Genomic DNA, 19,351 nt, shown 5'->3' with positions numbered 1-19,351 from the left:
TGTGAGTGCCCACACAGATTGCTTGATTCAAATTGTTAAAGAGCGTCACGCTTGTCGCGTTGAGGAGGCGCATATTACGCTTCTCACTTCGAAAGTCAAGCGATTGTTTTCGCTTTTCTTTCGGCGCCGGCTTCACAAGGAAGCTGGCTCATCAGGTTGGCGCGTTCCGCCGTGCTGGTAGGGGCGCATTATAGGGAGCCGCGCCGGGATGACAAGGGCTTTTTCATCACAATTGCTCGTTCGCTCAGATATGCAGCAAACCCATGCCTTTTTGCTCAAAACCCCATCAACTCAAGCTTTGACTGGATTTAAATTGAACATTTGAAAAGTCACTTTATAATTGTCTTTTCAAATGTCAATTAAGGTTTCGCCATGCATCAGATCCTGGATAGCCGCAAAGAAGAACAGATAGTTCCTCTGTTCCGCTTGGGGTTTCGGCCTTTCTTCCTGCTCGGGGCCCTCTTCTCTGCCTTGGCCATGCTGGGCTGGCTGGCACAGCTCAATGGCTGGATCCTGTTGTCAGGAGTCGGCAACCCCATCTGGTGGCATGCACACGAGATGCTGTTTGGTTTCGGTGCGGCCATAGTAGCGGGCTTTCTGCTGACCGCCGTACAAAACTGGACGGCCCATCCCGGTGTTCGGGGCTGGCCGCTGGCACTGGTCGTGGGCCTGTGGGCCGTACCCAGGTGCTTGTTGCCCTGGCTGGGAGAAGGGAACCCGGTTCTGATGATGATGGATCTGATGTGGTTACCACTCTGCGCCTGGTTCCTGGCCAAACCCATCATAGTGACCCGCCAATGGCGCAACCTCTTCTTTGTCCCCCTGCTCGTGGTACTGACTCTGCTCAATGGCGCCAGCTGGTTGTGGCATGAGGAGTGGATCGTCATAGATCATCTGCTGATCACGACAGTGCTGCTGTTCACGACCCTGATTGCCGTGATGGGAGGACGGGTCATCCCCTTCTTTACCGCCCGAGGCACCGGTCTGGAGAAAGCCGCCCCCCTGCCCTGGCTGGAGCGCACAGCACTCGCATCGCTGTGGCTTATCTTGCTGTGCTGGCTGTTGCTCCCCACCCAATGGACCACCAGCACTTATATGGTGCCTCTATATATAGTGGCAGCAGGTTTGCATCTGTGGCGACAACTGCGCTGGCGCCTGCCGACCACCCTTGCTCATCCCCTGCTGTGGTCACTGCATCTCGCCTACCTGTTTATTCCGCTCGGTCTGCTCGCTCTCGGAGCGCAGGCCGCCGGCCTGCCCATCACCTTGTCGACGGCCAGCCACCTGCTCAGCGCCGGCTGCATGGGCACCATGATCCTGGGGATGATAGCGCGCGTCTCCCTCGGCCATAGCGGCCGAGCCTTGCAGGTAGGGCGCCGGATAAGCTGTGCGTTCGCACTGGTCATAGCGGCAGCCGTGATCCGGGTTGTGATCCCGCTACTCTGGCCTGCCTATACCCTGCCCGGCTGGAACCTGAGTGGCCTGGCCTGGGTCGGCGCCTATGGGCTGTTCGTCTGGGTTTATGCCCCCATACTGACCAGCCCCAGGGCGGATGGCCGTCCGGGCTGATCATCCGGGCTTATTCTCGGGGCCTGGCCGCAGGATAGTGGATCAGGTTGTGAAAGATCGCAGGGGCTATTCCCAGATTGCGATAACCATGGGGGCGGTCGGCGGCAAAGCGCACCGCCTCCCCTTGTACCAGTGAACGCCACTCCCCTTCCACCAGCACCTCCATCAGACCACTGATGACGATGACATGCTCAGTCACACCGGGCTCATGGGGCTCTGATTCGCGCTGATACCCGGGTAGCAGCGTCAATTCAAACAATTCAAAACCAAATCGCTTCTCATAAGGAAATAAGGGAGCGACCTGCATGCCCTCTCCCGCAGGCTGCTGGCGAATGGCGTCGGCGGTACGATAGAGCACCTCTCCCTGCGCTGCCGGGGCAGGCTCGATGAAGCTGGAGAAGGAGACCCGAAAACCGGTGGCAATCTTCCACAGGGTCGCCACAGTGGGACTGGACTCTCCCCGCTCAATCTGCCCCAGCATGGCCTTGCTTACCCCCGTCTCACGCGCCGCCACATCCAGGCTCCAGCCCAGTTCGCTGCGCAACCCCTTCAGACGTTGGGCCAGATGCTGATTCATCTCTTGCATGACTGCCTCTTCATTGCGCTTGCATGAATCGCCTTGTGCGCTATAGCGCACAACGATATAGTCAGAGTACACATTGTACGTAATAACGCACAGCCCGTCACAATCCGACAAGGACGTCACTATGCCCTTCGCCCTTCCCCACCTGGTGGCAGGTTTCATCGCCGTGATGGTCGGCTACACCAGCTCCGTCATCCTGATCATTCAGGCTGCTACGGCGGCGGGTGCCGATGCCGCTCAGCTTGCCTCCTGGCTATGGACGCTGGGTATCGGTATGGGAATAAGCTGCATCGGCCTCTCCTTTTATTACCGTATACCCGTACTGACCGCCTGGTCGACCCCGGGTGCCGCCCTGCTCATCACCAGCCTGGGCAACTTCACCCTGGCCGAGGCCATAGGCGCCTTCGTTATCTCTTCCCTGCTGATCACACTGTGCGGCATCAGCGGTTGGTTCGATCGCCTGATGCGGCACATCCCGGCTCCGCTGGCCGCCGCCATGCTGGCCGGAGTCTTGCTCAGATTCGGGTTGGATCTGTTCAAGGTCGCGCCACAAGATCCCTTGCTGCTTGGCACCCTGCTGCTGGCCTTCCTGCTGGGCCGTCATCTCTGGCCTCGCTACACCATGGTGCTGGTGCTGGCGATGGGAATAACCCTCTGTGCCCTGCGGGGGGATCTGCAACTCGACGCGCTTCACTGGCAGCTCGCCAGCCCGGTCTGGACCTGGCCGAGCTTCTCCTTTAATGCCCTGTTCGGCATAGCCCTGCCACTGTTCATCGTCACCATGACCTCCCAGAACATGCCCGGTATCACCATATTGCGAGCTCACGGTTATCAACCGGCCACCTCCTCCCTGATCACCTGGACCGGCCTGACCGGTCTGCTGCTGGCCCCCTTCGGCGGTTATGCCTTCAACCTGGCCGCCATTACGGCCGCCATCTGCATGGGCAAGGACGTGGATCACGATGCCAGCCGTCGCTGGCCCGCCGCCGTCTGGGCTGGCGGCTTCTATCTGCTGACCGGTTGCTTCGGGGCAAGCGTGGCCGCCCTGTTCACCGCCTTTCCTGCGACACTGGTCACCTGCGTGGCTGGGTTGGCCCTGCTCGGCACCATAGGCAGCAGCCTGCACACGGCATTGCAACAAGACGAGGCGCGCGAAGCCGCCCTGCTCACCTTCATCATCACGGCCTCCGGGATCAGCCTGTTGGGTGTCGGCGCCGCCTGCTGGGGGCTGCTCGTCGGTGTCATCCTGCATCAAGTCAACCAGCGGAGAAACTGACCTGACCATCTGGGGAGCCTCCCGTGAGACACAGCACATAATTCAGAAAAATTGGTTCACAGCTGAAACTAATTGCCATTAAGTGGTGCCGAGGCACTTCTTCTTCCCCGATGTGTGCCTCTGTCAGACTCATAAACTGGAGAATAATAATGAGGAATCAGGCTGTCATTTTGTTACTGGCACTGCTGGGCGCCACCACCGCCCATGCTGCCGACTCGGATCGGGAGCTGGCACGCCAGCTCGCGCTGCAGCAGAAAAACCTGCTGCCACTGCTGAGCAATCAGGAGTACCAGAGCCCGCTGCCCAACCTGCTGCAAAAAGCCAGTCCAAGGCTGAAACGGCAGGCGAGCGATGCCAACCAGGCCGCCATCAGCCGGCAAGGGCTGGACGGCGAGGTCAAGCAGTTGATGCAACTGCGACTGGCCAACCCGGAGCAGGCCGCCGCACTGCAACAAGGGGTCGAACCCCTGGTTGCCTATGTACCGAGCGGAGATGAGAAGAGCTGGAGTGCTATCGAAGCTTTCGACAGCGCCGGCAACCCCGTCTATCTGGATGTGGACAAGGCACCGGCGCGACCGGTCCTGGTGGTGGAAGCAGACCCCGTCAAGGCCAAGAACGCCGGTCTGAAGGTGATGCGCAAGGCGCTGGCCGCAGCCGATCTGCAGGCTGCCCCGCGCACCGCCGCTAGCACGGCACCGCTCAAGACCAGCATCCTGAAGAAAATTCGGTTGAAGGATGATCAGGAGCCCTGGCTGCTGGGTGCGGCCGAGGTGTATGCGGTGGTCGCCGGGGTCAATCCCAGCCGGGATGAGCCCGTGGTCGACATAGTCGACATGCCCTACCTCGACTATGACAACACCGACTACACCCCCAACCAGATCCTGGTGTACTGGGATCGCTACCGCTGGGGTGCCGTCGACATCGTCATGATGGAGCAGGACGACAACGTCAACTACAAGGAGCTGAGCGGCCTGTTCATCGATGCCCTCAAGCTCGCCTTTACCGCTGGCGGCGTGCCGGAGGCCCTGCCCTTCCTGGATCTCGGCGGTCGTATCGTCAAGGCGCTGCCCGACTCCTGGATGACCAACAACGATGACTATCTGGATACCTTCTACACCCTGGAGCAGGACCAGAGTTATCACCAGTATCCGGGTGCCGCCGGCAATGCAGTCATCGATCTCGAACCTAAAGAGATAGCCCCAACCCGGCCTTGATAAGCCGCCATGACAAAAAAGCCAATGAGCGACTCATTGGCTTTTTTTGTGCCTGCGACAACCTGTGTCAGGCTGGGTCCTTCGGTCTGACCCCCAGGGTATGGCAGATGGCGTAGGTCAGCTCGGAGCGGTTCAGGGTATAGAAGTGGAAATCTTTCACCCCCTCCTGGCTCAGCACACGCACCTGATCGATGGCAATGCTGGCGCCCACCAGGTTGCGGGTCATCTGATCGTTGTCCAGCCCCTCGAAGCGCTGATGCATCCAGCGCGGGATCTTCACGTTGGTAAAACCGGCGAACTTGGCCAGGGTCTGGTAGTTGGAGACAGGCAGTATCCCAGGCACGATTTCGGCATCTATGCCGATGGCGGCACAGCGATCCCGAAAGCGCAGATAGGTCTCCACATCGAAGAAGAACTGGGTGATGGCACGGTTGGCGCCGGCATCAATCTTGCGCTTCAGGTTGAGCAGGTCGGACTGCGCACTCCTGGCCTCGGGATGGCCCTCGGGATAGGCCGCGACCGAAATATCGAAGTCAGCTTCAGACTTGAGCAGGGCCACCAGATCGGTGGCATACATGTCCGGCTTGTCGAGTCCGGGCGGCAGGTCGCCACGCAGGGCCACGATATGGCGGATGCCGCTGTTCCAGTAATCGCGGGCTATGGTGCGCAGCTCGTCGCGGCTGGCATCGATACAGGTCAGGTGCGGCGCCGCGATCAGGCCGGTACGCTCCTTGATGTCCTTGATCACCTTGTGGGTGCGGTCCCGGGTGCCGGAGTTGGCGCCATAAGTCACGGAAACGAACTTGGGTTCCAGCACTTTCAGCCGTTCGATGGACTGCCAGAGGGTGTTTTCCATCCCTTCACTGTTGGGTGGAAAAAACTCGAAACTAACCCCTATGTCACCGCTTAAATCGGCCAAACTCTGGTTGAGCGCCTCAACCTGACGTGCACTGTGAAATCCCATCTGCTCTCTCCCTGTCCCGCAACCCATTCCTCTACGTCAAAACGGATGTTTGGACGTCTAAACGTCTTTCTATCTTTATGAGAAAACGGATCAAAGTCAACACTGATTTACGGATCTAGGCGAGAGGCTGGTGTTTATTTCGCAATTAACCTGAAGTAACGATTGGCACCCCATCCCAAAATCCGCGGAGTCGCGTTATGATGAACCCGGATCGTCCTGGACGTTCTGAATCTGCGTGTGATTGTTTGGCCGGAGGCTTCTCCGGCCCCTTTTTCAACCTATTCCCCTCCCTGCCGATAACCAATTGAGCCATTCGCAGGAGCCTCATCATGGATACCCACCCCGGCTTTGCCACCGACTTGCTGTTCGATCGCTATCAGGGCAACGTGGTAGATCATGAGCAATTCTGGGCCGTGCGCACCCCTGATGCCCCCGACTACTATTTTGGCAACTACTTGCTGCTCCCCACCCCGCCCAGCGATCGTGACAAGGGCTGGCTCGAGGCCAGCTTCGACAAGCTGATCGGGCAGGATCCCAGGGTACAACACCGCACCTTTCAATGGCCGCTGGCCGCAGGCCAAAACAGCCGGGTCGCCGGTTTCGTGGCGGCAGGCTATCAATACATGGAGTGCGTGGTGCTGGCACTGGATGCCTCCAGCTGGCATCAAGCAACGGCTGGCGATCCGGCGACGGATGCCCGTCCCTTCGAGTCCGCCGACTGGAATGAGTGGCTGACGTTTGAGCTCAATGAACGCGACCCTGGCCACTCGGTGGAGAGCTATCTGCCCTATCTGCAGTCGCGCCGCCACCTGTACGAGGCCATGATCGCGGACGGACTCGGGCAGTGGTGGGGGATCTGGCGGGAAGATCAGCTGGTCGCCAGCTGCGGCCTCTTCTTCACCGACACCATGGGCCGCTTTCAGCTGGTGCGCACCCATCAGGACTGGCGCAACCGGGGGCTGTGCCGCCAGCTGCTGAGCCAGGTCGCCCGTCAGGGGCTGGATCGCGTCAGCCAGCTCATCATAGTGGCCGACGAGCACTACCACGCCCAACGGGTCTATCGCTCGCTTGGATTTGCTCCGGTAGCGCGCATCGGCAGCCTCTGCCGCTGGCCCCACGAGGCACAATAGCCCGGCTGCGGGCAGCAATGAAAACGGGAGGCTGATGCCTCCCGTTGTTTATGGTGTTGCCGGTTATTGCTGTGGCGTCTCCAGCTCGTTGGAGAGCGCCTGTTCCACCTCAGCCGACGGCACAGGCAATGGGGCCGCAGCGGCAGACGCTGGCGCGGCGGGTGTCACCGATGGCACGGGCGCGGCAGGAGCAGCTGCCACAGCCGGCGTCGCCGCGGATGGGGCGGCAACGGCGCCAGCCTCTGTGGTAGCGGGGGCTGCTGATACAGGGGGCGCAGCTACATCGCATTGGCAATCCTGTCCCTTGGCCTTGTTGCCCTGATGAGCGGGATACCAGCCTTTCAGCCCCTGCTCCAGCCGGTCGGCCGCCGCCTTGGGCTCCATCTTGCCGAGCAGCACGGCCTGACTCACCTCGGCCAGCTCGTCGCCCAGTTTGGGCTTGCCACGGGAGAGGATCTGGGTCGCCACCCGTATGGTGGAGTCACACTGATCGCGCCACTCCATCATCTCCTTCGCCGCCGGATTGGTGACATCGAAGAAGTGGTTGGAAAGGGAGAAGAACCCCGGCAGCGAGTTGGTATAGAGCTCGGCAAACTGGGGGGTGGTCAGCCACTGCAGGAAGGCCATGGCAGCCTCCTTGTTCTTGCTGGCCGGGTTCAGCCCCATGCCGATGTCGGTGTGATCGGTAAAGAAGCAACCATCCCCCTGTTTCGCCACCGGTGGACGCATGACACCAAAGTCGACCTTGCCAGTGAAGGGGGCGATTTCCCAGGATCCCGCCACATAGAAGGCGGCCTTGCCGGAGGTGAACAACTCATTGGTGGCGGCATAGTCCCGGCTCTCGCCCCCCTCACCCAGGTAGGGGCGCCAGCGGGCCAGCTCCTCAAATACCTTGACGTATTGCGGGTTGTCGAGTCGCTCCTGACCCCCGATCAGCGCCAGACGACCATCTTCCCCCTTCCAGTAGTTGGGACCTATGTTCTGAAAACCGAGTTCGGACGATACCCAGCTTTCGGAGCCACTCATGGCCAGCGGCACATAACGACCATCCGCCTTCACCTTGTCGAGCGCGGCGAAGAAGGCGTCACGAGTTTGTGGCACTGTCAGGCCCAACTCACTGAATATCTTCTTGTTATAGAAAAAACCGTGAATAACCGAGGCCATGGGCACGCAGAAAGTCTGGGCACCTGAGTCGGTCTGCCAGGGTGACTGGGCAAAACTCGGGAAGTTTTCCATCCCCGACATCTCGGTCAGCTCCGCCAGATGACCGGCCTTGAACAGAGCCAAAGAGTCATCGAACGGACGACAGGTAATGAGATCCCCCGCCTTGCCATCTTTCAGGCTGGCCCACAGGGTCGGCATGTAATCGACGTTCTGCACACCGTTGAACTTCACCTGGATACCCGGGTGGGCCGCCTCGAAGGCGGGAATGATCTTCTGTTCCCACAAGGCCTTGTCATCGATCCGCCAGCTCTCTATCACCAGCTCGCTGGCCATCAGCTGACCACACAACAGGAGACTCAGGGCCCCAATCCACTTTTTAGACATAAGCCCTCCTAGACCTTGAAATGTGCGATCAATTGCTGCTGCTTGGCGACCAGATCCGCCAGCACTTCACTGCTGCTGGCCGACTCTCTCGCCTCCCGCTCGGTCTCGTAGGCCACGTCGGCAATGCCGGCGATATGGCGGGCGACGCCCTGACTGACCGAGATCTGCTCCTGGGCGGCATGGGCAACCTGATCCGCCATCGACTTGATGGAGGTCATCCGCTCGGCGATGGACTGCAATGCCAGATCCATCTCGCGGGTCTGCTCGACGCAGCTGTGGGTCTGCTCCTGACTGCGACCCATCACTTCCACCACCTGCTTGCTCGAGTTTTGCAGGTTCTCGATCATCGCCTGGATCTCTTCGGTCGAGGTCTGGGTGCGGTTGGCGAGCGCTCGCACCTCGTCGGCTACCACGGCGAAGCCGCGACCGGCATCGCCGGCCCGGGCGGCTTCGATGGCGGCGTTCAGGGCCAGCAAATTGGTCTGCTCGGCGATGCTGCGGATCACGTCCAGAATGCTGCCGATATTGTTGCTGAACTCGCCCAGCTTGTAGGTGATGCCGACGGCCTCTTCCATGGCGCCAGCCAGCTGCTCAGTGATGCGACGCGTGGTGGCCACCTTCTGGCGACCGCTGCGGGCTTCGTCATCGGCCAGATCCACTTCCCGCTTGGTGCCATCGGTGGAGCGGGCCACCTCGGTGGCACTGACCTCCAGCTCAGTGATGGCGGCGGCGACCTGATCGGTCTGGCTCTTCTGATCCTGCACCCGGGACATGGCGCGCTCGCTGATCTCGGCGGCGCGACTCGCCTCATCCACCAGATGGCGGGAGCCCGCGTTGATCTGGGAGAGCAGTTCCCCCGTTTTGCCGGCCAGAGTATCGATGGAGCGGGATAGGGTGCCGAACTCGCAGCTGCTGCGGTAGTTGATGCGGCGGGTCATGTCCCCGGCCGCCATGTAGTTCAGCTCCTTGTTGATCATCTGCAGCGGACGCTGAATGCTGCGCGCTGTTGTGTAGCCAATGATGAGCGCCGCCGCGGCCGAGATGGCGGCGACGATCAGGATCCAGAAGCTGGCACTGCTGACCGCATCATCCGCCGTGGTCCGGCTCTGACTGGCGATGGTCCCGGCCGACTGGCCCATCTCGTCGAGCAGGCTCAGGCTGTTGACCAGGCTGGCGTCGAGCTGCTGATTCAAGGTTTGCAGCGATGACGCCAGTTGCTGGGCATTGCGCATGGTGGCAAGCAAGCCCTGCTGGCCAAGCGCCAGCTCCTGCATGCGGTCCAGGTTGGAGACGAAACGCTGCTTCACATCGTCGGGGACCAGCACCCGATCGAGACGCTTGCGGGCCATCTCGATGTCCTTGCTGAGCACCTTTTCCAGCTCATTGAGATCCGTCTTGGCATCGGCCCGGCGAATGTTTTTCAGATCCCGCGCTATACCCGAGGTGATGAGTTCGGCCTTGTTGCGCATGGAGCGCTTGCTGGCGGTCTGCTGCAGCAGCAGATCGGCCGCCCATTGGTAGGTGTCTTCCAGCCGGATGAAGGCGATCTCCAGCTTGTGGCGTTGATCGAGGGCGTTGACCCACTGGCTGTGCTGGGAGAGCACCTGCTCCGCCAGCCCATAAAACTGTTTGGTGGCGCCATCCACCTGCTGGAAGCGACCATTGGCCTCCGCCACGCCGGTGAACTTGTCCATCTCCTGGCTCAGCTGGCTGAAACGGGCCTGCTGCTCCTTGAACTGGCTGGCGAGTTGCGGCAGCTGGCTCGCTTCCTCGCTGGTCCGGTAGACCAGCACCCAGCGGTTGCTGTCTTGCAGGGCGCCTTTCAGGCCCGCCACCGCAATCACCAGCGGCGTCGCCCGGTCTGAGACCTGCGACAGGCCGTCGTTGATACCCCTGATCTTCAGGGTGCTGATCACCCCAAGCAGGATCAACAGCAGCAGCATCAACACAAATCCGGCGATGATCCGCTGCACAATAGATAAACCCATGGAGACATCCTCACTCATTGGGGGAAGGTAACGTGAACATAGACACTATCGGCACAAGCGGCGAATTATAGAGGGGAGGGGGATGTTATTTTATTGATCTATATGGGGTTGGATCACAATTGGCGGGATCCGGCACAGGCATAAAAGGGCCCGGACAGTGCCGGGCCAAAGAGACGTGCTTAGCTGTACAGGCCGTGAGGAGGCCAACCTTGTGTCCTATCAGAAGCGATAGCCGACACCGAACATGAAGGCCATGGGATCGATGGAGGTCTTGATGGTGCCCACGGCTGTGTGCACATCGGTGTCGATATCCATGATCCAGGCGGAAGCGTTGACGAACCAGCGATCATTGATCGCCATGTCCAGGCCGACCTGACCGGCCAGACCCCAGGAAGAGTCCACGCTGACATCTGTGCCTTCCAGTGCACCACGGCCCTGCTCATCGAAGAAGGTGGTGTAGTTCACACCGGCACCAATGTAGGGGCGCACCTTGCTCTTGGCATCACCGAAATAGTACTGCGCCATCAGGGTCGGCGGCAGATGCTTGACCTTGGCGACCTCGCCCAGACCCGCGGTCGAGACGGAGTGGGAGAAAGGCGTGGCGGCCAGCAGCTCGACACCCCAGTTATCGGTGATCAGATAAGAGAGGGTCAGACCCAGCTGCATGTTGCTGTCAATTTCCAGCTCACCGGTACCCAACACATCGTCACTGCTCGTTTGAGGGGAGACAAATGCCAGGCCACCGCGGACCAGAATATCGCCGGCCTGGTGGGCCATGGCGACGGGAGAGGCAAGTGCGGCTGCGATCATCAGCGGAAGGATCTTTTTCATCACATTTTTCCTTTTAGTTTTCGTTCTATGTTGCAAGCCTGAAAACTATAAATGGATGTGAATGCGGAGTTATTGATTCAGCTCAAACGTTACCAATAAATAGATAGATGTGTACAGCAGCTTTCGACCCTGCCTGCAAACCGCAAAAACAAAGAAAAATTACCTATATAACAATGAATTGGATAATATAGAACTGATATGAAACCCACTAAGAGACAATTGAAATATATCTTATTGCGGATTTAAACGGCGAGAAATGGTTGTTTCATCCTGGCAACAAGCGTATTTTTGCGGCCAATGTAGCGCAGCTGTAAGCGAAAGTTTATGAAAGAACAAACAAGACGGGAAAAGATCATCGCCATTCTGGCGGCCATATGGGGCATAGGATCCTTCCTGTTTATTTTATTGGGATTCATTCTCGGCATGGCGCTATTAATGCTGACCCGTTAAACCAGCTGGCCGACATGGGATGTCTGGCACGACAGCCACTCTCCCGCCACTATCTGCTCCGGGCTCAGCGCCCATTGCTCCCGGGCCAGCTCCCCACTGTAGCCCCGCCAGCGATCCCGCCCCTCCTGCTTGGCCCTGTATAACGCCATATCTGCCAGTTTGAAGCTGAGATTCCAGAACGAATCTTCCAGTTCCCGGTGCAGGGGATAGCTGCAATATCCCAGCGACGCCGTCATCTTGAGCGGCACCTCCTCGCGCCCGAATCTGTACTCGGCAATCTTGCGGCGCAAACGCTCGACCCGACTCGCGACCTGTGTCGCCTCCTCGCACGTGAGCAGCAGCAGGAACTCCTCCCCACCCAGCCGGATCAGTGGCTCCTCCTCACCGAGGGCGGCGCGCAGCAGCTCGGCGAGCTGGCACAGCACCAGATCGCCGATATCGTGCCCGAAACGATCGTTGACCTGCTTGAAGTGATCCAGATCCAGGATCACCAGCATCCTGGCGGCGGTGACGTTATCCCGGCTCAGCAGCCACTCGTCGAGGTAGCGCCGGTTGAAGGCATGGGTCAGCGGATCCGTATAGGCGGCAGTCTCCATCTTGGAAGAGTGCGCCTGCAGGGCACTGTGGTGCAGGCTGATCTTGGCCGCCATCTCCCGGAACTTGCGGCTGAGCAGGGCCATCTCCTGGCTGCTGTCGATGATCGGCAGCACGCTCACGTCCTGTTTCTCGCCAAATTTCTGCAGCGCCTTCACCAGCTCGCTGACCGGCCCCAGTACGATTGCCCGCAACCGCGCCAGCGCCATCAAGATGCAGGCCAGGCTGATCAGCAGCATGCCGACGAAGGTCCAGATCGCCCCCTCCATCGCCCCCTGCAACACATCACGATCGTCTTCCACTATCAGGGTCAGCACGGGGTCGCCATTGCTGTCGAGCAACAGCCCCTCCCCCCTGACCCGCTGCAGCCCCAGGTCCACCAGGCGATAGCTCATCTGTGGCTTGAGTGGCTTGAAGGAGAGGAAGTTATCGGAAGGCTTCGGCTGGGAGAGGGTCAAAGAGAGGGCGGTACGCTCGGCCAGATCATGCAGATAGCGAGCATCCAGCCAGCGAGTCACCAGCAGATAACCGTTGGGTGTGGCGTTTCCCAGGGTGTTGGTCACCGGCTGAAGCGAGTAGATGAGCGGCCCCCACTGGGATCCTCTCACCCCGCTCAGGCTGCGCATCCCCTCCTGACGGGATTCACGCAGCAACTGCAGCTTGAGGTCATCCAGGAAGAAGGGAAGCAGGGTCGTGTCCGTGCCTGGCGTCTCGGGCAGCAGGGTGCGGGTCCAGATCTCGGCCCCCTGCAAATCCATATAGCTCAATACGTTGAGTTCGAAATCCCGCATCGGGGTATCGACCAGCAGATTGGAATGAATATAGGCCTGATTGGGGTGGGCAAGAAAGTGATAGCTCTCATCCCAGATACCCCAATCCCGGGTGAAGGCATTGATGGCATTGATGTCACCCTGCACCGCCTTGATCACCCGCTGCAGGTGATCCTGCATCCGCCGCTCCTCGACCCGCTGCGCCGCCGGCACCTGGGCCAGCGCAATCACGATGAGCAGCATCAGGATGGCTCCGGCCCAGACGGGAAACATGGAGTAGGCCAGCAAATGATCGATGGAGCGAGAAGGTTGAGCCATGAACGCCAATATCCTTTGGACGGCAAACAAGGGAGCGAAAACTGTCTTGCACCAAGTATGGAGTATCCGCCTCCTGGGGCGGCAACTGAATCACTTCCATAAAAAACAAGGGGCCCGGGGCCCCTTGTCTCATTGCTGCCGCGATTATCTTACCAACAGCGGGGCCAAGAAGCGCGCCGTATGAGAACCCTCACAGCGACTGATCTGCTCCGGCGTGCCTGTCACCAGGATACGGCCGCCTCCGGCACCTCCCTCGGGCCCCAGATCGACGATCCAGTCGGCGGTTTTGATGACGTCCAGGTTGTGCTCGATGATGACTATGGTGTTGCCCCGATCCCGCAACTGGTGCAGCACCTTGAGCAGCTGCTGTATGTCGTGGAAGTGCAGGCCCGTGGTCGGCTCATCCAGGATGTAGAGGGTCTGGCCCGTGTCGCGCTTGGAGAGCTCCCGCGCCAGCTTGACCCGCTGCGCCTCGCCGCCGGAGAGCGTAGTCGCCGACTGGCCGAGGCGGATGTAGGAGAGGCCCACATCCATCAGGGTTTGCAGCTTGCGCGCCACCGCCGGCACAGGGTCGAAGAAGGCTCTGGCATCTTCCACCGTCATGTCGAGGATCTCGTGGATGTTCTTGCCCTTGTACTTCACCTCCAGGGTCTCGCGGTTGTAGCGCTTGCCCTTGCAGACGTCGCACGGCACATAGACATCCGGCAGGAAGTGCATCTCCACCTTGATGACCCCATCCCCCTGACATGCCTCGCAGCGCCCCCCCTTGACGTTGAAGGAGAAACGACCCGGCTGGTAGCCCCGGGAGCGTGCCTCCTGGGTGCCGGAGAGCAGCTCGCGGATCGGGGTGAACAGGCCGGTATAGGTGGCCGGGTTGGATCTCGGGGTACGGCCTATGGGGCTCTGGTCTATGTCCACCACCTTGTCCAGGTGCTCCAGCCCCTCGACGCTGCGATAGGGGGCCGGGGTGGACTCGGTCGCCTTGTTAAGCTCCCGGTGGGCGATACGGAACAGGGTGTCATTGATCAGGGTCGACTTGCCGGAGCCGGAGACGCCGGTGACGCAGGTCATCACCCCGATCGGCAGGTCCAAGTTGACGCTGCGCAGGTTGTTGCCGCTCGCCCCCTTGAGTTTCAACCACTTGTCTGTGAGCGGAGTACGCACTTCAGGAATGGCGATCTGCTTGCGGCCGGAGAGGTAGTCACCGGTCAGGGAGGCGGGATTGTCGATGATCTGCTGGGGCGTCCCCTGGGCCACTATGTTGCCGCCGTGCACCCCGGCGCCCGGGCCTATGTCGAGCACATGGTCGGCAAGACGGATGGCATCCTCGTCGTGCTCCACCACTATCACAGTATTGCCGAGGTCACGCAGGTGGGTGAGTGTCTTGAGCAGCCGCTCGTTGTCACGCTGGTGCAGGCCTATGCTGGGCTCATCCAGCACATACATGACCCCCACCAGACCGGCGCCTATCTGGCTTGCCAGCCGGATGCGCTGGGCTTCCCCGCCGGAGAGGGTCTCGGCACTGCGCGACAGGCTCAGGTAGTTGAGGCCCACGTTCACCAGGAAGCCGAGCCGCTCGATGATCTCTTTCAGGATCTTCTCGGCGATCTGGGCGCGCTGGCCGGTCAGACTCAGCCCCTCGAAGAAGGCGAGCGCATCACCGATGGACTGCTCCGCGATGGCGGGCAGGTTGCGGTTGTCCACAAACACGTGGCGCGCCTCTTCCCGCAACCGGCTGCCACCACAGCTGGCACAGGATTTGTTGGCTATGTACTTGGAGAGCTCTTCGCGCACCGAGTTGGACTCTGTCTCCCGGTAGCGCCGCTCCATGTTGTGCAGGATCCCCTCGAACGGGTGCTTGCGCACCACCACATCGCCGCGGTCGTTCATGTAGCGGAACTCGACCTCGGTCCGCCCCGAGCCGCGCAGTATCACCTCCTGGGTCTGGAGCGGCAGATCCTCCCACGCAGCCTCCAGATCGAACTGATAGTGATCGGAGAGGGACTTGAGCATCTGGAAATAGTAGAAGCTGCGTTTGTCCCAGCCACGGATGGCACCGTTGGCCAGGCTGATGGCCGGATCGCCTATCACCTTGGCCGGATCGAAATACTGCTGCACCCCGAGGCCGTCACAGGTGGGGCAGGCACCGGCCGGGTTGTTGAACGAGAAGATGCGCGGTTCCAGCTCCGACATGGAGTAGCCGCACTCGGGGCAAGCGAAGTTGGCAGAGAAGGTCATGGGGGCAACCCCCTCCTCCCCATCCATGGGCACCACCAATACGATACCGCCGGAGAGGGTCAGCGCCGTCTCGAACGATTCGGCCAGGCGCAGCGCCAGATCATCGCGCACCTTGAAGCGGTCCACCACCACTTCGATGGTGTGCTTCTTGTGCAGCTCCAGGGTGGGAGGGTCGGAGAGATCGCACACCTCGCCATCGATACGGGCACGGATATAGCCCTGGGCCGCCAGGTTCTCCAGCAGCTTGCTGTGCTCCCCCTTGCGATCCCGCACCACAGGGGCCAGCAGCATCAGCTTGCTGCCCTCGGGCTGGGCCAGCACCTGATCCACCATCTGACTGATGGTCTGGGCGGCGAGCGGAATGGCGTGGGTCGGACAGCGGGGTTCACCTACCCGCGCAAACAGCAGGCGCAGATAGTCATAGATTTCGGTAATGGTGCCGACGGTCGAGCGCGGGTTGTGGGAGGTGGACTTCTGCTCTATGGAGATGGCAGGGGAGAGCCCCTCGATATGATCCACATCCGGCTTCTCCATCAGGGAGAGGAACTGGCGGGCATAGGCGGAGAGCGACTCCACATAGCGGCGCTGCCCCTCCGCATAGAGGGTATCGAACGCCAGGGAAGACTTGCCGGAGCCGGAGAGACCTGTGACCACGATCAGCTTGTCGCGGGGCAGGATCAGATTGATGTTCTTGAGATTGTGGGTGCGGGCACCCCGAATCACGATTTTTTCCATCTTTTGCACGCTCGATACACAAACCAGAGCGAATCAGTATGGCATAGAGACTACTGGATGAATAGACAGGTTTTATCCATCATCCCCATCGATTTCAGAGATACTCCTTGGCCCAGCTCACCGCCTGCAACCGGTTCTTTACGTTCAACTTCTTGAAGACGTTATAGAGGTGGGACTTGATGGTGTGCTCGCTCACGAACAGGCTGTCGGCAATCTCGGTATTGGAGGCCCCCGTCATCAGATAACGGATGATCTCCTGTTCACGCACGGTCAGCAGCGTCTGGTTGCGCAGGTGATGCTCCCCTCCCTTGCGGTAGTAGTTGACCAGATCGCACAGCAGGTGGCGCGGGATCCAGTACTCCCCCTGCAGCACCTTGCGAATGCCGAGCACCAGCCGATCCAGCGGATCCTGACGAAAGAAGAGTCCGCTGGTGTGGGGCCACATCAGCAGCAACTCCCGATCCGTGCTGGTCGGGGCGTTGAGCAACACTGTGTTGGCCTCACCGAAGCGGCTGGAGATCTCCCGCGGCCAACCTGACTGCTGGCTCGACTTGAGATAATCCAGATCGACCAGAAACAAGGGATGCGACTCGAGTTCATCCTGCTGCGGCAGGGTTTCCAGTATGCTCACCAGCAGTATGGGGAGCGCCAGCTGCTCGGTCAGATAGCTCTGAAAACTGACCGCCTGCACATTATTTTCGGTAACCAGTACGATGGGATATGGGGTGGTCATGAAGAGCACGTCCTTGAACATTCAGGCCATGGTTTTTTTTGGCAGCAGAGAGTACCAAGCCCCTCGATCGGCGCAGCATTAAAAAAGCATTAGACACAAGTGTGCCTCCTTTGAAACTCACCAATTTCCCAAGCAATACAAATGACTAGCCATACCCCCCCCATTTGGGTGGAATGCTGGCGCCACGGCTGACAAAGGGTGTCACATCGCGGCAAACCCGCATTCCTGCGGCGATCGCGCCATGGGCACAGACACCCTGCCGTTCCTGCTCGCTTGCTGGCCAAGGTCTGCCTCGTGTAAGTTAATCCTTCGGTCCAGGCCCAGGGTGAAGGCTGAACGGGCAGGAAGATGTGCGCTCGTTCGCGCCAACTGTTACTATTGCGGGCAAAATCTGAAAGCGGGGCTTTGGCCAGCAGGCCGACTGAACCGGGTGCAGTCATCACTTGAGTGACGGTATCGTCCAGCGATGCTGCCTATCTGACAGAAAACAAACGATATGTTGAATTGGTCCGGGCATATGGCCTGGCCGGTATATAAGGGTGGAAGAGAGATTATGGCCAGTCGAGGCATCAATAAAGTCATTCTGATCGGTAACCTGGGACAAGACCCGGAAGTGCGCTACATGCCGAGTGGCGGTGCCGTGACCAACATCACCCTGGCCACCTCTGAAACCTGGCGCGACAAGCAGACCGGCGAGCAGAAAGAGCGTACCGAGTGGCACCGCGTGGTGTTCATGGGCAAGCTGGCCGAAGTGGCCGGCGAGTACCTGAAGAAGGGCTCCCAGGTCTATGTCGAAGGCAAGCTGCAGACCCGCAAATGGCAGGATCAGAGCGGCCAGGAGCGCTACACCACCGAAGTGCTGGTAGACAGCTTCAGCGGCGTGATGCAGATGCTGGGTGGCCGTCCGCAAGGTGGCGCAGGTCAGAGCATGGGCGGTCAGCCCCAAGGTAACTGGGGTCAGCCACAACAAGCCGCCCAGCAGCCAATGAACCAGGCTCGTCCTGCCGCCGCGCCGCAGCAGAACATGCAGCCGCCGCAAGGTGGATACGGCCGTCCGGCACAGCAGCCCCAGTCTGCACCGCCGGTATACAACGAGCCGCCGATGGATTTCGACGACGACATTCCGTTCTGATCGGCAACGCATTGCCAGAAGGCCCTGTTCATTCAGGGCCTTTTTTTGCCTGTTATTGACGCAGGCTCGCCATGCAGTACTGTTCCTGTGCGGACTTGCCGGGTATTTTCCCCGCATGAGATGCCTTGGGCTTATGATCAGGGCGACCAGTTTGCCAGAGAGAACACATGGGGTTTTTGTATCGCATTCTACTGCTCGCTGTTTGCCTGACCGCCACCCTAGCGGCGCCCTTGCTCGCGGCAGCCGAGCCGCTGCGGGTGGGCGTCAGCTTCGCCATCCCCCCTTATGTGATAGAGGAAGAGGGCCGCGGGATCGAGCTCGATCTGCTGCGAGAGGCCTTTCGCAACAGCGGCTATGAGCCCAGTTTTGAATATCTGCCGCTGGAACGTACCTTCCGGATGCTGGAGTCCGGCAAGCTGGATGCCATCATCAACGTCAAACCCGGCATGCTGGGCGATGTCTTCCTGTCACAGCCGGTGATCGCCTTCCACAACCGGGTATTCACCCTCAGCAAGACCCATATCAGCACCCTGGATGACATGAAAACGCTGCGAGTCAGCGCCTTCCAGCGGGCACGTCAGGTGCTGGGAGGCGCCTTCGCCAGCATGGCCGATCAGAATCCCCGTTATGAGGAGGTCGCCAAGCAGCAGGGGCAGGTTCACAGATTGATGCTGGGACGGGTGGATGCCGTGGTTCTGGAACAGCGGGTGTTTTACTACTATCTGGCGCAACTGGCCGACAGCAAGTATGGCGCCGAGCTCTACGCACCCGGCCGGGTCAGACAATATGACCTGTTTGCCCCAACCCAGTATCACTTTGCCTTTCGCCAGGCGGTACAACAGCGCTGGTTTGATCGCCAGTTGAATGCCATGCGGGCCGATGGCCGGTATCAGAAGATCTTCGAGACCTATGGCGCCACGCCTTGAGCCAGAAACATAAAAGCCAGCCTGTGACAGGCTGGCTTGATACTGGCTCCGGAGGAACTACAGCGTGGAGGAGCGTTACTTGATCGCGCTGCCGTTTTTCAGATCTGCTTTCTGACGTTTGGCTTCGCGCTTCTCTTTCAGTGACAACTGCGGCTTTTTCTTGGCATCTTTGCCGTTGTGATGTTCTTTGTTACTCATCATCAAACTCCAAAAATGTTACCCAGACAGTTGGAACCCAGGTTCCAGCATGCCATCCGAATCGTAGACTTCAGTACGCTTTCAGTGACGACCTGTTGATCGCACTCACTTCAGCATACCCCCAATCTTGCGCAAGAATCCACCCTCATCAGTC

At 59.8% G+C, this 19,351-nt stretch carries 16 protein-coding genes; 7 read left to right on the top strand and 9 right to left on the bottom strand.

The annotated features are described in order from the left end of the window. Positions 1-372: 372 nt before the first annotated feature. Complete coding sequence (locus ACM3N8_RS20870; protein ID WP_416016555.1) at positions 373-1,569, top strand: NnrS family protein; 1,197 nt, start codon at positions 373-375, stop codon at positions 1,567-1,569. Between the two features lie 10 nt (positions 1,570-1,579). Here the strand turns inward: ACM3N8_RS20870 and ACM3N8_RS20865 are convergent, their stop codons facing one another. Beyond that, positions 1,580-2,155, bottom strand: a complete 576-nt coding sequence (locus tag ACM3N8_RS20865) for a helix-turn-helix domain-containing protein (RefSeq protein ID WP_021140728.1) — start codon at positions 2,153-2,155, stop codon at positions 1,580-1,582. A 121-nt stretch (positions 2,156-2,276) separates the two neighbouring features. Between ACM3N8_RS20865 and ACM3N8_RS20860 the strand changes: the two genes are divergently transcribed. Together ACM3N8_RS20860 and ACM3N8_RS20855 are read left to right on the top strand one after the other, a co-directional pair. Further along, positions 2,277-3,428 (top strand): benzoate/H(+) symporter BenE family transporter, encoded by a 1,152-nt coding sequence (locus ACM3N8_RS20860; protein WP_416016554.1) that lies wholly within the window; start codon positions 2,277-2,279, stop codon positions 3,426-3,428. Between the two features lie 149 nt (positions 3,429-3,577). Further along, a complete protein-coding gene (locus tag ACM3N8_RS20855; RefSeq protein WP_065402590.1) occupies positions 3,578-4,642 on the top strand; it encodes a DUF3103 family protein in 1,065 nt (354 codons plus the stop codon). A gap of 67 nt (positions 4,643-4,709) precedes the next feature. Here ACM3N8_RS20855 and metF read toward each other — a convergent pair whose 3' ends face one another. Then, complete coding sequence (gene metF / locus ACM3N8_RS20850; RefSeq protein WP_021140731.1) at positions 4,710-5,606, bottom strand: methylenetetrahydrofolate reductase; 897 nt, start codon at positions 5,604-5,606, stop codon at positions 4,710-4,712. Positions 5,607-5,935: 329 nt separating this feature from the next. Between metF and ACM3N8_RS20845 the strand changes: the two genes are divergently transcribed. Continuing rightward, a complete protein-coding gene (locus tag ACM3N8_RS20845) occupies positions 5,936-6,736 on the top strand; it encodes a GNAT family N-acetyltransferase (protein WP_416016553.1) in 801 nt (266 codons plus the stop codon). 63 nt (positions 6,737-6,799) lie between these two features. On the opposite strand, the gene ACM3N8_RS20840 is transcribed toward ACM3N8_RS20845, so the two are convergent. From ACM3N8_RS20840 to ACM3N8_RS20830, 3 genes are all read right to left on the bottom strand, one after another. Next, positions 6,800-8,284 (bottom strand): ABC transporter substrate-binding protein, encoded by a 1,485-nt coding sequence (locus ACM3N8_RS20840; protein WP_103472909.1) that lies wholly within the window; start codon positions 8,282-8,284, stop codon positions 6,800-6,802. Positions 8,285-8,292: 8 nt separating this feature from the next. Further along, positions 8,293-10,272, bottom strand: coding sequence for a methyl-accepting chemotaxis protein (locus ACM3N8_RS20835; RefSeq protein ID WP_043141408.1), 1,980 nt, complete (start codon positions 10,270-10,272; stop codon positions 8,293-8,295). A 219-nt stretch (positions 10,273-10,491) separates the two neighbouring features. Continuing rightward, positions 10,492-11,103 carry an OmpW family outer membrane protein gene (locus tag ACM3N8_RS20830; protein WP_042865943.1) on the bottom strand — a complete coding sequence of 204 codons (612 nt, stop codon included), beginning with the start codon at positions 11,101-11,103 and terminating at the stop codon, positions 10,492-10,494. A 324-nt stretch (positions 11,104-11,427) separates the two neighbouring features. Here ACM3N8_RS20830 and ACM3N8_RS20825 point away from each other — a divergent pair, with 324 nt between their 5' ends. Further along, positions 11,428-11,553, top strand: coding sequence for a hypothetical protein (locus ACM3N8_RS20825; RefSeq protein WP_264303493.1), 126 nt, complete (start codon positions 11,428-11,430; stop codon positions 11,551-11,553). On the opposite strand, the gene ACM3N8_RS20820 is transcribed toward ACM3N8_RS20825, so the two are convergent. The 3 genes from ACM3N8_RS20820 to ACM3N8_RS20810 all read right to left on the bottom strand — a co-directional run bounded on the left by ACM3N8_RS20820 (position 11,550) and on the right by ACM3N8_RS20810 (position 16,962). Then, positions 11,550-13,235 carry a diguanylate cyclase gene (locus ACM3N8_RS20820; protein WP_181003731.1) on the bottom strand — a complete coding sequence of 562 codons (1,686 nt, stop codon included), beginning with the start codon at positions 13,233-13,235 and terminating at the stop codon, positions 11,550-11,552. The two genes, ACM3N8_RS20825 and ACM3N8_RS20820, sit on opposite strands and share 4 nt — an antisense overlap. A 144-nt stretch (positions 13,236-13,379) precedes the next feature. Beyond that, a complete protein-coding gene (gene uvrA / locus ACM3N8_RS20815; protein WP_290019883.1) occupies positions 13,380-16,208 on the bottom strand; it encodes an excinuclease ABC subunit UvrA in 2,829 nt (942 codons plus the stop codon). A gap of 94 nt (positions 16,209-16,302) precedes the next feature. After that, positions 16,303-16,962: a LuxR C-terminal-related transcriptional regulator gene (locus ACM3N8_RS20810; RefSeq protein ID WP_241326584.1), complete on the bottom strand. Its 660-nt coding sequence runs from the start codon at positions 16,960-16,962 to the stop codon at positions 16,303-16,305. Positions 16,963-17,494: 532 nt separating this feature from the next. On the opposite strand from ACM3N8_RS20810, the gene ACM3N8_RS20805 reads away from it, so the two are divergent. After that, a complete protein-coding gene (locus ACM3N8_RS20805; protein WP_043556077.1) occupies positions 17,495-18,073 on the top strand; it encodes a single-stranded DNA-binding protein in 579 nt (192 codons plus the stop codon). A gap of 167 nt (positions 18,074-18,240) precedes the next feature. Then, on the top strand, positions 18,241-18,999 hold the full coding sequence (locus ACM3N8_RS20800) for a substrate-binding periplasmic protein (RefSeq protein ID WP_043556075.1): 759 nt from the start codon (positions 18,241-18,243) through the stop codon (positions 18,997-18,999). Positions 19,000-19,074: 75 nt separating this feature from the next. Here ACM3N8_RS20800 and ACM3N8_RS20795 read toward each other — a convergent pair whose 3' ends face one another. Further along, entirely contained in the window at positions 19,075-19,197 is a 123-nt protein-coding gene (locus ACM3N8_RS20795; RefSeq protein ID WP_098981751.1) for a hypothetical protein, read from the bottom strand. Positions 19,198-19,351: the final 154 nt, after the last annotated feature.

This window comes from Aeromonas sp. A04, from assembly GCF_047780465.1.
Classification (GTDB): Bacteria; Pseudomonadota; Gammaproteobacteria; order Enterobacterales; family Aeromonadaceae; genus Aeromonas; species Aeromonas bestiarum.
This window is presented reverse-complemented; position numbering and strand designations above follow the sequence as displayed.

Coding starts and splice junctions, on each gene's coding strand:
- ACM3N8_RS20870 (WP_416016555.1), top strand. CDS start 373: ATGCATCAGATCCTGGATAGCCGCAAAGAAGAACAGATAGTTCCTCTG.
- ACM3N8_RS20865 (WP_021140728.1), bottom strand. CDS start 2,155: ATGCAAGAGATGAATCAGCATCTGGCCCAACGTCTGAAGGGGTTGCGC.
- ACM3N8_RS20860 (WP_416016554.1), top strand. CDS start 2,277: ATGCCCTTCGCCCTTCCCCACCTGGTGGCAGGTTTCATCGCCGTGATG.
- ACM3N8_RS20855 (WP_065402590.1), top strand. CDS start 3,578: ATGAGGAATCAGGCTGTCATTTTGTTACTGGCACTGCTGGGCGCCACC.
- metF (WP_021140731.1), bottom strand. CDS start 5,606: ATGGGATTTCACAGTGCACGTCAGGTTGAGGCGCTCAACCAGAGTTTG.
- ACM3N8_RS20845 (WP_416016553.1), top strand. CDS start 5,936: ATGGATACCCACCCCGGCTTTGCCACCGACTTGCTGTTCGATCGCTAT.
- ACM3N8_RS20840 (WP_103472909.1), bottom strand. CDS start 8,284: ATGTCTAAAAAGTGGATTGGGGCCCTGAGTCTCCTGTTGTGTGGTCAG.
- ACM3N8_RS20835 (WP_043141408.1), bottom strand. CDS start 10,272: ATGGGTTTATCTATTGTGCAGCGGATCATCGCCGGATTTGTGTTGATG.
- ACM3N8_RS20830 (WP_042865943.1), bottom strand. CDS start 11,103: ATGAAAAAGATCCTTCCGCTGATGATCGCAGCCGCACTTGCCTCTCCC.
- ACM3N8_RS20825 (WP_264303493.1), top strand. CDS start 11,428: ATGAAAGAACAAACAAGACGGGAAAAGATCATCGCCATTCTGGCGGCC.
- ACM3N8_RS20820 (WP_181003731.1), bottom strand. CDS start 13,235: ATGGCTCAACCTTCTCGCTCCATCGATCATTTGCTGGCCTACTCCATG.
- uvrA (WP_290019883.1), bottom strand. CDS start 16,208: ATGGAAAAAATCGTGATTCGGGGTGCCCGCACCCACAATCTCAAGAAC.
- ACM3N8_RS20810 (WP_241326584.1), bottom strand. CDS start 16,962: ATGTTCAAGGACGTGCTCTTCATGACCACCCCATATCCCATCGTACTG.
- ACM3N8_RS20805 (WP_043556077.1), top strand. CDS start 17,495: ATGGCCAGTCGAGGCATCAATAAAGTCATTCTGATCGGTAACCTGGGA.
- ACM3N8_RS20800 (WP_043556075.1), top strand. CDS start 18,241: ATGGGGTTTTTGTATCGCATTCTACTGCTCGCTGTTTGCCTGACCGCC.
- ACM3N8_RS20795 (WP_098981751.1), bottom strand. CDS start 19,197: ATGAGTAACAAAGAACATCACAACGGCAAAGATGCCAAGAAAAAGCCG.